We start from the raw sequence: 14,299 nt of genomic DNA on the forward strand, positions 1-14,299 counted from the left end.
CGGCCTTTAGCGGATGGTCCATTCGTGCACGGTCAGCTCGGAGGCCTGCAGGGTCGCCAATGGATCGGTGGCAACGATGGCCTGCGCCTGTGCCAGGGTGTCCACGTTGCACAGCACATAGGCACCGCCGCTGCCGTCGGTGAACCCGCCGGTGAGATGCAGCCTGCCCTGCGCGCGCAGCGCATCGAGGAAGTTGCGATGCGGTTGGATAGCGGCATCGTCGAAGCTGGGCAGGCGCATGGCCAGGACCAGATAGAGCGTGGTCATTGCACGAATTCCTCAGCGACAGCAGCGGCCGACGCGCTCATCGCAGCGCCTGCCAGCGGGCCCGCAGCACATCCAGCTGCAGGTCCGCCGCCGCACCGGGCGATACCCGCGCAGCCAGGCTGCCTTCCGGCGTGCGCCCCTGCCCTGCGCTGTCCGATGCTTCGGCTGCAGCCTTGTAGGCATCGCGAAATGGCACGCCGGCCACGGCCGCTTCCACCGCCACATCGGTGGCGTACATGCCCGAATCGATCGCCGCCTGCAGCCTGTCCGGGCGCCATTCCAGGTTTGCCAGCAGGGCCGGCAGCAATTCCAGCGCGGCCAGGCCGCGGCCGAAACCGTGCACGATGGCGCCCTTGCTGCTCTGCAGATCGCGGTGGTAACCGGACGGCAGCGACAACAGTTGTTCGATCTCGGTACGTGAGGCCGCCACGCTGGCGTGGGTGGCGCGCATCAATTCGATGACATCGGGGTTACGCTTGTTGGGCATGATCGAGCTGCCGGTGGTGTACTGCGCCGGCAACGCGACGAAGGCGAATTCGCCGCTGGTGAACAGCGACAGGTCCCAGGCGATGCGGCGCAGATCCAGGGTGGCGCTGCCCAGCGCTTCGAGCGCGGCCAGCTCGTACTTGCCGCGCGAGAGCTGGGCGTAGATCGGCGAGACCTGCAACCGCGCAAAACCCAGCGCGGCCGTGGTGTGCGCACGGTCCAGCGGCAGATTGACGCCGTAACCGGCCGCGGTACCGAGCGGATTGCTGTCCACCAGCTGCAAGGTGTCGTGGGCGCGCACCGCGTTGTCGATGAAGGCCTCGGCCCAGCCGGCCCACCACATGCCTGCCGAGGACACCACCGCCCGTTGGATATGCGTGTAACCGGGCACCGGCAGCGCCGCTTCAGCCTGCGCGCGGTCCAGCGCCACCTTGGCGATCTCGCCGCTCAGCTCAGCCACGCGCTGCAGCTTGTTCTTCAACCACAGGCGCGTGGCGACCAGGATCTGGTCGTTACGGCTGCGCCCGGTGTGGATCTTGCGGCCGGCATCGCCCAGGCGCTCGGTCAGGCGCGCCTCGATGGCCGAATGGCAATCCTCGTACCGCGCGTCCAGCACGAACGCACCGCTGCGGAAATCATCGGCCAGCAGCGCCAGCTCGCGCTCCAGGCTGGCCAGCTCGTCGGCGGTGAGGATGCCGATGTGCTGCAGGCCCTGCGCGTGCGCCGTGCTGGCGGCGATGTCGTGCAGGAAGAATTCGCGGTCCAGGATCACGTCGTCGCCAGCCAGGAAGGCCTGGATCTTGGCGTCTACGGCCACGCCGGGTTTTTGCCACAACAGATTGGTCATCGGGGGTCCTTTTTGCGTCCCGGGTATCACATCGGAATTGCCAACAATTCGTCCCAGCCAAACGCCAGGTTGAGATTCTGCATCGCCTGCGTCGCCGCGCCCTTGAGCAGGTTGTCCAGCGTCGCCACCACCACCACCCGCTTGTTGCCGGGCGCCAGGGTGATGCCGCCGATCTGCACGCCGTGCCGTCCGGCGATGCGGCTGACCCACGGCGCTTCGTCCACCCGCTCGATCAGCGGCTCATCGGCGTAGCGCTGCGCATAGCGCGCCTGCAGCTGCTCGCGCGTCAGCGGCTGCTGCAACCAGGCATTGACGGTCATGGTGATACCACGGAAATGCGGCGCCACATGCGGCATGAATTCCACCGGTACGCCGAGCTGTGCGGAGACTTCGCGCTCGTGCATGTGGTTGGTCAGCGCATACGGCATCAGGTTGTCGGCGAGCAGCGCGGGATTGTTCTTGTCCGACGGTGTGGTGCCGGCGCCGGAATAACCGGACACGCCGAAGCACTGCGGCGGGCCGGCCAGCTGATCCAGCAGCGGTGCGATCACCAGTTGCATGGCAGTGGCATAGCACCCCGGATTGCTGATGCGCCGTTGCCCGGCATAACGCGTACGGGTGAGTTCGGGCAGGCCGTAATACCAGGCCGGATCGAAGCGATAGTCGGCGGACAGATCGATCACCAGCGTCTGCGGCCTGGCCGCATCGATCGCGGCCACGAACGGTTCGGCCTTGCCATTGGGCAGTGCCAGAATCACCACGTCCGCGGCCTTGGCGGCCACCGCGTCGGCGTCCAGACTTTCAAACCGCAGATCGCCGCGATAGCCGTCGTTGTGGTCGGCCACCGCCTGCCCGGCCAGTTCGCGCGAGGACACGAAGACCAGCTGCAGATGCGGATGCGCCGCCACCAGCTTGATCAATTCCGAACCGGTATGCCCGCGGGCGCCGACAATGCCGATGGTGGCGGTTGCTTGAACACTCATGCGTTTGCTTCCAGGCGGAACTGCAGGTGGCGTTTGACCCCGGCCCATTCCGTATCGATGATGGAGAACACCACGGTATCGCGCGGCGTGCCGTCGGCGTGGCGGGCGTGATTGCGCAGCACCCCGTCCTGCTTTGCACCGAGCCGCGCGATGGCCGCGCGCGAGGGATGATTGAACCAGCTGGTCTCGAACACCACGCTCAGGCAATCCAGCGTTTCGAAGGCATGCTGCAGCAGCATCAGCTTGACCTCGGTATTCACGCCACTGCGCTGCGCATGCAGGGCGTACCAGGTGTAGCCGATCGACAGCCTGGGCACCGTCACGTCCAGCCCATAGTAGCGGGTGCAGCCGACGATCTCGCCTGCCGCATTGCGCACCACGAAGGGCAGCATCCTGCCTTCGGCCTGCGCCGCCAACGCGGCGGCCAGGTAATCGTCCAACTGCGCCGGTGCCGGCACGCCGGTGTACCACAGCCGCGACAACGCACCGTCTTCCAGCGCGGCACGCAGGCCGTCGACGTGCGCGGCCTGCAAGGGCTCCAGCGTTGCATGCTGCCCGCGCAGCGTAGGCAGCTCGCGCCACAGCAAGGGCAATTGGCTCCAGGTCATCGCGCTCAGCCCAGCAAGGTCGGCTGACGGGTGGCGCAATGCGCCACGCAGTGCTGGATCTGCTCGAAGTTCTCCAGCCCGTACCAGAACACCTTCCACTTTTCCTGCTTGATGCAGCCGTCGGATTCGGCGTAGTAGAAGATGTTGACCTGGTTGTTGTGACGCGAGCGCCAGAACAGTTGCGGGGTTTCCTCGCGCATCACGTTCCACACCGCCCGGCCCAGGCCTTCGCCCTGCGCGTCGTCGAGCACGGCGAACTTGTCCAGATAGGTCAGCCGGCCTTCGCCGAGCTGGCCTTCGTCGGTGAGGATGACCGCGGCGCGATAGTTCTCGCTGACGTAGGCGCGCAGCAACGTGGTGTTGGAAAAATAGTCCGGCACCAGGGTGCGACCGAAGCTGGATTCGATCAGCGATCTGAGCCGTGGCAGATCCAGTTCGTCCCAGGACGTGGCGCGCAGCACGCGCTCGCCCCGCCGGACCAGCGTACCGGAACCCTTGTGGGTGAACAGTTCCTTGGCCAGATCCGCCGGCCGGGTGATCGACACCGACGACTCCAGTGGCAGCCGGTCGAGCAGGTCCTTGATCTGTTCGATCTTCACCCGCATGCCGCCGTTGATCCACGGCTGCTGCATCAGGTGGTCGTACTCGGTGGACAGGTTGATCGAATCGATCAGCTTGCCATCGGCATCCAGCAGGCCGCCGGTGCCGGTGAGGAAGATGATCTTGTACGGTTGCAGCTCCTGCACCAGCTCGTTGGCGGCAAAGTCGGCGTTGACGTTGAGGATCTGCCCGCTGGGCGTTTCGCCCAGGCTGGTGATCACCGGGATCGAACCGGCCTGCAGGCTGGCTTCGATCGGTGCCAGATTCACCGCCTTGACCTCACCCACCAGGCCATAGGTCTCGCGATCCAGATACTGGGCTTCGAACACGCCGCCGGTGATGGAGGTGGCGCGCGCGCCGTTCTGCTGCAGCGCTTCGACCAGCTTGAGGTTGGAGGCCTGGAACACCTTGCGCACGATCGCCAGCGCTTCGGGCGAGGTCACCCGCAAGCCGTTGACGGTCTGCTTTTCGATGCCGGCGGCCGACAGTTCGGCGTCCAGCTGCGGGCCGGCGCCATGCAGCACGATCGGGGTCAGCCCCACTTCCTGCAGGAACGACAGCGACGAGGTCAGCGCCTCCAGATCGTCGCGCAACACCGCGCCGCCGACCTTGACCACCGCAAAGCGTTTGGCGTCGAGCTGCGAAAACCGCTTGAGGTACTGGCTGATTTCCTTCGCGCTGGCCATGCTCGAAAGCAGGCGCACGATGGTCTGGCGGGTCTGTTTGTGGGGCTGTGCTGGGAGGGACATTGCCGTGATCGAAAGAGGAAGGAAGCGCCAGGCGCAAGGATTGGTTTAGCGGGAACCGTTGATGATGCGATGGACCGATTCGGCATAGCGCTGCAGTTGTTCCAGCGTCACGAACTCATCGGCGGTGTGCGCCTGGGCGATGTCGCCCGGGCCGTAGACCAGCGCGGTATAGCCGCCGGCCGAGAACAGCGAGGCCTCGGTCCAGAAGTCCACGGCATTGCCGATCGGCAGGTCCAGCGCGTCGGCCACGTCGCGCGCGGCCAGGCGCCGCTCTTCGGCACGCGCAATGTCGCCCGACGGCAGGCTCGGGCCGCGAAAGGTTTCTTCGAACTGTGCCGCTGCCGGATCGGCAAAACCGGCGAAGGTCGCCAGCAGTCCATCCACATCCATCGACGGCAGCGGTCGGAAACCGAAGCGCAACTCGGCCGCCGGCGCGATCATGTTGGCCTTGATGCCGCCATCGACGCGGCCGATGTTGAAGCGCAGGCCGGTCAGCCCGCCGAAGCGTGCATGTGCCAGCGCCTCGACATGATCCAGCGCCTTGCCGCCCCAGCGCATCGCCTGGTGGAGCGCGCTTGCTGAAGGGTCCTGCTTGCCCGACGCATGCCCGGCGCGGCCGGCAAAACGCATCAGCACCGAGCTGATGCCGCGATGCGCCAGCACCGCCTCGCTCATGGTCGGCTCGGCCACCAGCACCGCTTCGAATACCGGGACCCGGGACCCGGGACCCGGGACCGCGGGGTGGGCGGCCAGGAATGCGGCAATACATCGCGGATCGTTGGCTTCCTCATCGGACGAGAACAGGAACGCTGCATCGCCATCGCCGGCATTGGCGGCGGCAATCAACGCCGCAGCCGCGCCCTTGATGTCGCACACCCCCAACCCGATCACGCGGTCGGCGGTGCGCCGCATCACATGCGGATTGGCGCTCCAGTGCGGCGAATCCGGCACCGTGTCCAGGTGCACGTTGAACAGGTACCTGGGCGTCCCGCGCACCGCATACAAGCTCACCGCGCCAGCGCCGTGGTCGATTACCTCGACCTGGAAGCCGGGCAACTGCGCGCGCAGGTAATCGAAGATCCCGCCCTCAGCAGCGATCGCCCGCGGCGGATTGCGGGTGTCGAAGGACACCAGGGCGCCCAGGTGGGTCAGCGTGTTGTCGAGCAGTGTGGTCATTGATTGCGTCTGGTTGCGTCGGGCAGCGTGGTGCTGCGTGTCCGAGTGTGCGGGGTAGCACTACGTTCATACCGCTCTTCCCCCGCCTGCGGGGAAGGGCGGATGGGGGCAATGCGACAGCCTGCCCCTCATCCGGCGCTACGCGCCACCTTCTCCCGCAAGCGGGAGAAGGGAATCTGCAAGCGGGAGAAGGGAATCTGCGAGCGAGAGAAGAGAATCTGCGAGCGGGAGAAGGACTCTGCGCTCGGCACAACTGCTCCCGCGCTACGGTCGATCACCTCGACCTGGAAGCCGGGCAACTGCGCGCGCAGGTAATCGAAGATCCCGCCTTCGGCAGCGATCGCACGCGGCCGATTGCGGGTGTCGAAGGACACCAGCGCTTCCAGGTGCGTGAGGGTGGATGCGAGTAGATCGGTCATGTCAGTTGGATCAAGGGTCCGAAGCAGCGGCTGGATGAAAACGTGCAAAGCACCGAGGTGCGCAAACGACTCATAAATCACATCGACGCCAACCCTTCTCCCTCCGGGAGAAGGTGCCCCGAAGGGGCGGATGAGGGTGCGGGCGAAGCTCTCGCACTAGTGAATCGCACGAGGCTTCGCCCCGTACCCTCACCCCAACCCCCGCTCCGCGCCCCGGAGGGAGAGGGGCTTGCCATCTGCTTGCCAGAGGCCCCAAACCCTCAGCGATTCACCTGCGCGTACAGCGTGGAGCTCATGCCGAACAGCTTGATGAAGCCTTCGGCCTCTTCCACGCCCCAATCCGCCGACTGCGCATAGGTCGCGCCCTTGGTGTTGAGCAGGTGCGGCGAACGCACCGCCACCGCATCGACGCGGCCACCGCGGGTTTCCAGCACCACTTCGCCATTGACCTTGGACTGCGACGACTTCAGGAATGCCTCGATGTCGGTCTTGAGCGGGTCGTGGTAGAAACCTTCGTACACCAGCTCCACCCACTTGCGTGCCACGTCCGGCTTGAAGCGGTTCTGCTGCTTGGTCAGCACCGCATCTTCCAGCGCACGGTGCGCGGTCAGCAGCGAGATCAGGCCCGGCGCTTCGAACACGATGCGCCCCTTCAGCCCGATCACGGTGTCGCCGGTGTACACGCCACGGCCCACGCCGTACTGCGCAAACAAACCATTGAGCTTGGCCAGGATCCTGGCGCCCGGCAGCGGCTTGCCGTCCAGTTCCACCGCTTCGCCTTCGACGAACTTCAGCGTCACCGTCAGCGCTTCGGTCGGCCATGCGCTGCGCGGCGCACACCAGCCATGCGCGCCCTCGCCCGGTGCTTCCCACCGATCGATCTCGCCACCGGACATGGTCAGGCCCAGCAGGTTCTCGTTGATGGTGTAGGCCTGCTGCTTGGCACGCACGCCGAAACCGCGCTCTTCCAGATACTTCTGCTCGTAGGCGCGGGTCTGGGTGTGCTCCTTCTGGATTTCGCGGATCGGCGCGACGATCTGGTAGTCGCCCAGCGCCTTCACCGCCAGGTCGAAACGCACCTGGTCGTTGCCCATGCCGGTGCAGCCGTGCGCAATGATGCGCGTGCCCAGTTCTTCGGCGCGCTTGAGCGCGGCATCGACGATCAGGTAACGGTCGGACACCAGCAACGGGTACTGGCCCTGATAGCCCTCGCCGGCCCACACGAACGGCTTGACGAAGCCATCCCAGATTGCCGGGCCACCGTCGACGGTGACGTGGCTGGCCGCGCCCAGCTCGGCGGCACGCTTCTCGATGAAGTCTCGCTCCTGCGCATCCACACCGCCGGTGTCGGCGAACACGGTATGCACCGCATAACCGCGCTCCTGCAGATACGGAATGCAGAAGCTGGTGTCCAGACCACCGGAGAACGCCAGGACGATGTCTTTGGTGCCGGGATTTGAGATTGGGGATTCGGGATTGGTGGAAGCGGTCTGTTGCGACATGGGGGGTCTCTTTGGAAGTTGACTAAGTTAGGTCGGGAGCGGAGTTCGCCGTTGCGAATCCCCAATCCCCAATCACGAATCCCGGCTGCCCTGGCCCACCAGGGCAGCCATGATCGCCTTCTGCACATGCAGGCGATTTTCGGCCTCATCGATGGCGATGCAGTTGGGCGAATCCATCACCGCGTCGGTGGCCTTGACGTTGCGACGCAGCGGCAGGCAATGCGAAAACACGCCGTTGTTGGTCAGCGCCATCTTGCGTTCGTCGACGATGAAGTGCTGATACTGGTCGCGGATCGGCTTTTCAGGCTCCCAGTTACCGAAGAACGGCAACGCGCCCCAGCTTTTGGCATAGACGACATCGGCACCGGCGTAGGCGCTGTCGATATCGTGGCTCACCTGCAGCGAGCCACCGCTTTCGGCCACGTTCTGTGCCGCCCAGCCCATGTAGCGCTCGTCCAGGATGTAGTCCGGCGTCGGGCATAGCAGGGTCACGTCCATCCCCAGGCGGGTGGCAATGGTCAGCGCCGAATTGGCCACCGCGGTGTTGAGCGGCTTGGGGTGGTAGGTCCAGGTCAGCACGTACTTCTTGCCGCGCAGATCCGGCGTGCCGAAGTGTTCCTGCAGCGCCAGCGCGTGCGCCAGCTCCTGGCACGGGTGGGTGATGGTTTCCATGTTGATCACCGGCACCGGCGAGTACCTGGCGAAGCTCTTGAGCACCTGGTCCTCGCGATCCCTGGACCAGTCGACGAACTTCGGAAACGCACGCACGCCGATCAGGTCGACATAGCGGCCAAGCACGCGCGCCACTTCGGCGATGTGCTCTTCGGTGTCGCCATCCATCACCGTGCCCAGGTTGAACTCGATCGGCCATGCATCCTTTCCCGGCTGCAGCACCACCGCATGCCCGCCCAGCTGGAAGGCACCCAGTTCGAAGCTGGTGCGGGTCCGCATGGACGGGTTGAAGAACACCAGCGCGATCGACTTGCCCTTCAGCTCGCTTCCCAGCCTGTTGCGTTTGAACAGCGCGGCCTGGGTCAACAGCGCGTCCAGTTCGGCGCGGCTCCAGTCCTGGGTGTTCAAGAAGTGCTTCAGTGACATCGATCGATCCTTTGCTGCGTGCTGCTGCTGCGTGGTCCGTCAGGAGCGACGGGGTGCGCGACATGCGCGTTTCTTGCGGTTGAAACTTTTGTGACGCCAAAACGAAAAAACCCAGCCTCGGGCTGGGTCTTTGAAAACAGGCAGCAAAACGCTCCGGTTACCCAGCGAAAATGTGGGATTCCGGTCGGCGGGCACGCGAGGTCATGCCGGAAGCCATCCGGGCGGCGCTGGTGTCGTGCTGAAAGGCGTTTGCTTGCATAGGGCGCGAATCCTCGCATGCATGCGGGCACGGCGCAACCGCTGCGCCACTCACCGCGGCGGGGCAACGATGGCGTCGGGAATATAGGGGGTCACCGAAACGCGGATCCGCAGCCGGTTACCCGGGTCCTCCGGCAGCCGCGAGCGGTATTTGGTGCCCTTGTAGACGTAGTCCACGTCGAAGGCGATCGGCCGGCGGAACTCGCGCGGGACCTCCACCACCTTGCAGTTGCGGCGCGTGCTGGTCGGCGGCACCGCCACCGGCGCGGCCGGCTCGGGGCGACGCGAGAACATTTCCTTGACCGAATCCACCATGCGGTTGATCCGCCCCTCGTCCTCGGCCGGCGCCACCGCCACCTGGGCGGCCTGCTCGGCCTCGCACTGCTCCTCGATCCGGGTGGCGCGCAAGGTCTGGTAGACCGGCTCCACGTTCAATACCTGGGCGTAGTCAAGCTTGACGTTTTCGATCACGACGACCCGGTTTTTGACCTCGGGATCTGCCGCATGTGCCGGCATCACCTGCCAGGCCAGCACGCACAGCATGGAGAACGGGAGAAGTCGCATCAGGAGCAAGGTGGCGAAGCCGGGCAATACGTAAGTGTATGGAGCTTGGGTGGTTCCGGGCTGAACGCAGCCCATCCGGTTGCCGGGCAGCCCAATCGGTTCGCCGCACTGCTGCGACCGGCTAGAATCGCGAGGTTGCCCTTTTCAAGATGCCGATGAGCCTGCGCCTGCACAACAACCTGACGCGGCGGGTCGAACCGTTCGCGCCGCTCGATCCCGCCCGCCCCACCCTGTACGTGTGCGGCCCCACCGTCTACAACTACGCGCATATCGGCAACGCACGCGGCCCGGTGGTGTTCGATGTGCTGGCCGCGCTGCTGCGGCGCCGCTATGGCGCGCTGCGCTACGCACGCAACATCACCGACGTGGACGACAAGATCAACGCCGCCGCGCAGGCGCAAGGCGTGCCGATCTCCGTCATCACCGACCGTTTCGCCGCGCTCTATCGCCAGGACATGGCCGCGCTCGGTGTGCAGCCGCCGGACATCGAACCGGAAGCCACCGCGCACATTCCGCAGATCGTGGCGATGATCGAGCAGCTGATCGAGAGCGGACATGCCTACGCCGCCGAAGGCCATGTGCTGTTCGCGGTGACCAGCTTCGATGGCTACGGCAAGCTGTCGCGGCGCGATCCGGACGAGATGCTGGCCGGCGCCCGCGTGGACGTGGCGCCGTACAAGCGCGACCCCGGCGACTTCGTGCTGTGGAAGCCGTCCAGCGACGAGCTGCCCGGCTGGGAGTCGCCCTGGGGCCGCGGCCGCCCCGGCTGGCATATCGAATGCTCGGCGATGGCCGCGGCCCACCTGGGCCCCACCATCGACATCCATGCCGGCGGTGTGGACCTACAGTTTCCGCACCACGAAAACGAAATCGCGCAGAGCGAGTGCGCCCACGGCGGCGCCACCTTCGCGCGGTTCTGGCTGCACAACGGCATGCTCAACTTCAGCGGCGCCAAGATGAGCAAGTCGCTGGGCAACATCGAAACCGTGCACGACCTGATCGCCAGGCATCCTCCGGAGGCATTGCGTTACGCCTTGCTGAGCGCGCACTACCGGCAGCCACTGGACTGGTCGGACGGCTTGATCGAACAGGCCAAGAACACGCTGGACCGGTTGTACGGGACGTTGCGGGATGTGGCCGCGCTGGACGCAGGCGACGCACCGGGCGGCAGCGCATCAGCGGCGATTCCCGCCGAGGTGGAGGCTGCGCTGGATGACGACCTCAACACGCCGCAGGCCTTGTCGATCATCGCCAGCATCGCTACAGAGGCGCGTGCGCTGCGTAATCAAGTGGCCCACGGTGCAGACATATCGGCGCGACGTGACGAACTGCGCGATATCAAAACCCGGTTGCTGGGCGCAGGCCTGGCGCTGGGCCTGCTTCAACAGGACCCGGCCGCCTGGTTCTCACGCGGTACCGATGCCGGCGACGATGCCCGCATCACTGCGCTGGTCGAAGAGCGCAGCGCCGCGAAGAAGGCCAAGGATTTCGCCCGTGCCGATGCCATTCGCAAGCAGCTCGCCGACGAGGGCATCGTCCTGGAAGACACCCCGCAAGGCGTGCGCTGGAAGCGCGCCTGATGCTCCCTTCTCCCGCTGGGAGAAGGTGCCCCGCAGGGGCGGATGAGGGTACGGGCGAGCTAGATGCACTGTTTTGAGGTAAGGCGAAGCCACCTGCATGACGGCAGCCGACGCGTCGCCCGTCCCCTCACCCCACCCCCTCTCCCGGCGGGAGCGGGGCTTTGACCGAATGCCCCTAGATTTTTTTGCGAATGATTCTGGAACTTTGATGACCGACTCCCCCTTCCCGCTCGAACCCACTGCCACAAAGGCGCAGGCCGCCATTGCCGAGGAGTTTTCCTTCTTCGGCGATTGGTCCGAGCGCTACCAGTACCTGATCGACCTGGGCCGCAAGCTGCCCGCCTTCCCGGAGCAATGGAAGACCGAAGAGCATCGCCTGCACGGCTGCCAGTCGATGGTGTGGATCGTGCCCGAGGGCAGCGCCGAGCGGCTGGATTTCCACGCCGTCAGCGATTCGGCGATCGTGTCTGGCCTGATCTATCTGGCGCTGCGGGTGTATTCCGGGCGTAGCGCGCAGGACATCCTGGCGACCGAGCCGGACTACATCGCCGGCATCGGCCTGGCCAAGCACCTGTCGCCGACCCGCAGCAACGGCGTGGCCGCGATGCTGGACTTCATCCGCGACACCGCACGCGCGCAACAGTGAGCGCGCCCGCACCCTCGCCCGCCGATTCGCTGCGCACGCTGTTTGCGCATCCCGGCTTCGGCCTGGTGCTGCTGTATCGCGTCGCGGCGATGCTGTCGTACCAGATCGTGGCGGTCACGGTCGGCTGGCATATCTATGAGATCACCCGCAACCCGCTGTCGCTGGGCTTGATCGGGCTGGCGGAAATCCTGCCGTTCTTCTGCATCGCGCCGTTTGCCGGCTACCTGGTCGATCACCTGCCACGGCGGCGGCTCGGCATGGTTGCGGTGCTGGGCCTGGTCGCCACCGCACTGCTGCTGCTGGCCATCACCCATGGCTGGCTGCCGGTGCAGGGCGTGTGGCCGATCTATGCGGCCGTTGCGCTGACCGGGGCGGCACGCTCGTTCCTGTCGCCGGTCTATAACGCCCTGTTCGCGCGTGCGCTGCCGCGCGAGGCCTACGCACGCGGCGCCAGCATCGGCAGCGTCACCTTCCAGGCCGGCATGGTGATCGGCCCGGCGCTGGGCGGCGTGCTGGTCGGCTGGGGCGGCAAGGGCCTGGCCTATGGCGTGGCCGCCAGCGTGGCGCTGTTGGCGATCCTGGCGCTGGCGCTGTTGCGCGTGGAAGAACCGATCAACGACGGCCCACGTGCGCCGATCTTCCGCAGCATCGCCGAAGGCGCACAGTTCGTGCTGTCCAACCAGATCATGCTCGGCGCGATGGCGCTGGACATGTTTTCGGTGCTACTGGGCGGCGCGGTGTCGATGCTACCGGCCTTCATCCACGACATCCTGCACTACGGACCGGAAGGCCTGGGCATCCTGCGCGGCGCGCCGGCGCTGGGCTCGATCGTGGTGGGCGTGTGGCTGGCAAGACACCCGCTGCAGCGCAATGCCGGGCGCATCCTGATGCTGTCGGTGGCCGGCTTCGGGCTGTGCACGATCGCGTTCGGCCTGTCGCGGCACTTCTGGCTGTCGGCGGCGATCCTGCTGGTCTACGGCATGTGCGATGGCGTCTCGGTGGTGGTGCGCCAGACCATCCTGCAGCTGGCCACGCCCGATGCGATGCGCGGCCGGGTGTCGTCGATCAACGGCATCTTCATCGGCTCGTCCAACGAGCTGGGTGCGTTCTACGACGGGGTGATGGCGCGCCTGGTCGGCCTGGTGCCGGCGGTGGTGATCGGCGGCTGCGTGACCCTGGGCGTGGTCGCCACCACCGCGTGGAAGGCGCCCAAGCTGCGCAAGCTGGATCTGCGCGACCTGCAGTGAGGTCTGCGACGGTGCCCGCAGGTCTGATCGATATCACCTAATCGATGCCTGCCTGGCCGCATGACACGCGCCAGGCGTGTCGACGACTGCAACGTCCGTCGCGCTTGCACGATGCGCATAAAAAACCCCGCACATGGCGGGGTCTTTCAGTCGACGGACACGGCCTGGACCTTGTCGAACGATCAGTCGCCCTGCTGCTTCTGCAGATGCTCCCAACGCTCCTGGGCATCGATGGTGCGTTCTGCGGTCAGGCGCGCTTCCAGGCGGTCCAGGCCGATTTCTTCGCCAGTGTCGACACAGAAGCCGTAATCGCCGGCCTCCAGACGCTTGAGCGTGCTGTCGATCTTGCCGATCAGCTTGCGATACCGGTCACGGGTACGCAGTTCCAGCGAGTTCTCGGTTTCGCGGGTGGCACGCTCGGCTTCGTCGCCGATATCGCGCACTTCTTCGCGCAGGTTTTCGATGGTCTGCTTGGATTCTTCGACCAGATCGTTGCGCCAGCTCTGCAGACGCTGACGGAAGTATTCCTGCTGCAGCGTAGTCATGTACTCCTCGTCCGCCGCAGGCTTGTAGCCCTTGGGCAGGATCGGGCGACCGGTGGCCTCGTCGGTCTTGTAGTCGACCACCTTGTACTTGGTCTTGGCCGCCGGGCTGGCCGGCTTGGAGGTCACGGCCACGGCCACCTTGCCGACCGGACGGGTCGCGGCGGGCTTGGCGGGGGATTCGGTTTTGGTTGGCGTTTTTGCGGAGGATTTCGAAACGGGCACGGGATTCTTAGGTGACGGGGTCGCAGGCTTCGCAGGGACGGCCTTGGGGGCCGGTGCGGGCGCGGGCTTTTCAGCCTTGACCGGGAGTGACTTGGCCGGAGCCGGCTTGGCGGCCGGCTTCGGTACGGACTTGGACGCCACCGGCTTGGCGGCCGGCTTGGCGGCAGCAGGCGCTGCCTTGGTCGCCGCCGGCTTGGCAGCGGTCGTCTTGGGGACAGGTTTCACGGGCTTGGTGACTGCCGGCTTGGCGGCCGGCGCCTGCTTGGCAACGGCCTTGGCCGCAGGTGCCTTCTTGGCGGCAGGCTGCTTGGTGACCGGCGCGGCCTTCTTGGCGGCCGGTTTTGCAGCAGCGGGCGCCGCTGCCTTCTTCGCAACGGGTTTGGCGGACTTCTTGGCGGCCTGGACGGCCTTTTTTGCAGGTTTTTTAGCAGCCACGAAACGCTCATCCTTGGTTCCCCCGGGGCCCGGGAAAGCGGGCCTTTATAACGCACCCCGCGGACCC

13 protein-coding genes and 1 pseudogene are annotated in these 14,299 nt (G+C 65.9%); 3 read left to right on the forward strand and 11 right to left on the reverse strand.

The annotated features are described in order from the left end of the window. Window positions 1–6: 6 nt before the first annotated feature. The 10 genes and pseudogenes from XCSCFBP4642_RS0112625 to XCSCFBP4642_RS0112670 form a co-directional block, all read right to left on the reverse strand. Window positions 7–267, reverse strand: a complete 261-nt coding sequence (locus XCSCFBP4642_RS0112625) for a YciI family protein (RefSeq protein WP_029220102.1) — start codon at window positions 265–267, stop codon at window positions 7–9. Between the two features lie 37 nt (window positions 268–304). After that, a complete protein-coding gene (locus tag XCSCFBP4642_RS0112630) occupies window positions 305–1,600 on the reverse strand; it encodes an argininosuccinate lyase (protein ID WP_029220103.1) in 1,296 nt (431 codons plus the stop codon). A gap of 26 nt (window positions 1,601–1,626) precedes the next feature. Further along, a complete protein-coding gene (gene argC, locus XCSCFBP4642_RS0112635) occupies window positions 1,627–2,583 on the reverse strand; it encodes an N-acetyl-gamma-glutamyl-phosphate reductase (protein WP_029220104.1) in 957 nt (318 codons plus the stop codon). Beyond that, window positions 2,580–3,191 carry a GNAT family N-acetyltransferase gene (locus XCSCFBP4642_RS0112640; protein ID WP_029220105.1) on the reverse strand — a complete coding sequence of 204 codons (612 nt, stop codon included), beginning with the start codon at window positions 3,189–3,191 and terminating at the stop codon, window positions 2,580–2,582. The genes argC and XCSCFBP4642_RS0112640 overlap by 4 nt, the downstream gene beginning before the upstream one ends. A 5-nt stretch (window positions 3,192–3,196) precedes the next feature. Beyond that, complete coding sequence (locus XCSCFBP4642_RS0112645) at window positions 3,197–4,540, reverse strand: acetylglutamate kinase (RefSeq protein ID WP_029220106.1); 1,344 nt, start codon at window positions 4,538–4,540, stop codon at window positions 3,197–3,199. Between the two features lie 45 nt (window positions 4,541–4,585). Beyond that, on the reverse strand, window positions 4,586–5,716 hold the full coding sequence (locus XCSCFBP4642_RS0112650; protein ID WP_029220107.1) for an acetylornithine deacetylase: 1,131 nt from the start codon (window positions 5,714–5,716) through the stop codon (window positions 4,586–4,588). A 251-nt stretch (window positions 5,717–5,967) separates the two neighbouring features. Beyond that, window positions 5,968–6,135 (reverse strand): annotated as a pseudogene (locus XCSCFBP4642_RS28605) (acetylornithine deacetylase); the annotation flags it as partial. A gap of 260 nt (window positions 6,136–6,395) precedes the next feature. After that, window positions 6,396–7,637, reverse strand: a complete 1,242-nt coding sequence (locus XCSCFBP4642_RS0112660) for an argininosuccinate synthase (protein ID WP_029220109.1) — start codon at window positions 7,635–7,637, stop codon at window positions 6,396–6,398. A 72-nt stretch (window positions 7,638–7,709) separates the two neighbouring features. After that, window positions 7,710–8,735, reverse strand: a complete 1,026-nt coding sequence (locus XCSCFBP4642_RS0112665) for an N-acetylornithine carbamoyltransferase (RefSeq protein WP_029220110.1) — start codon at window positions 8,733–8,735, stop codon at window positions 7,710–7,712. A gap of 309 nt (window positions 8,736–9,044) precedes the next feature. Next, window positions 9,045–9,557, reverse strand: coding sequence for a hypothetical protein (locus XCSCFBP4642_RS0112670; protein WP_033899203.1), 513 nt, complete (start codon window positions 9,555–9,557; stop codon window positions 9,045–9,047). 155 nt (window positions 9,558–9,712) lie between these two features. Between XCSCFBP4642_RS0112670 and cysS the strand changes: the two genes are divergently transcribed. From cysS to XCSCFBP4642_RS0112685, 3 genes are all read left to right on the forward strand, one after another. After that, complete coding sequence (gene cysS / locus XCSCFBP4642_RS0112675; RefSeq protein ID WP_029220112.1) at window positions 9,713–11,137, forward strand: cysteine--tRNA ligase; 1,425 nt, start codon at window positions 9,713–9,715, stop codon at window positions 11,135–11,137. Window positions 11,138–11,345: 208 nt separating this feature from the next. Further along, on the forward strand, window positions 11,346–11,783 hold the full coding sequence (locus XCSCFBP4642_RS0112680; RefSeq protein WP_029220113.1) for a SufE family protein: 438 nt from the start codon (window positions 11,346–11,348) through the stop codon (window positions 11,781–11,783). Further along, entirely contained in the window at window positions 11,780–13,030 is a 1,251-nt protein-coding gene (locus tag XCSCFBP4642_RS0112685; RefSeq protein ID WP_029220114.1) for an MFS transporter, read from the forward strand. Before XCSCFBP4642_RS0112680 ends, XCSCFBP4642_RS0112685 begins: the two co-directional genes overlap by 4 nt. Before the next feature lie 182 nt (window positions 13,031–13,212). On the opposite strand, the gene dksA is transcribed toward XCSCFBP4642_RS0112685, so the two are convergent. Beyond that, window positions 13,213–14,232 carry an RNA polymerase-binding protein DksA gene (dksA, locus tag XCSCFBP4642_RS27070; RefSeq protein ID WP_084624508.1) on the reverse strand — a complete coding sequence of 340 codons (1,020 nt, stop codon included), beginning with the start codon at window positions 14,230–14,232 and terminating at the stop codon, window positions 13,213–13,215. Window positions 14,233–14,299: the final 67 nt, after the last annotated feature.

Origin of the sequence: Xanthomonas cassavae CFBP 4642 (assembly GCF_000454545.1) — a bacterium.
GTDB classification, from domain to species: Bacteria; Pseudomonadota; Gammaproteobacteria; order Xanthomonadales; family Xanthomonadaceae; genus Xanthomonas; species Xanthomonas cassavae.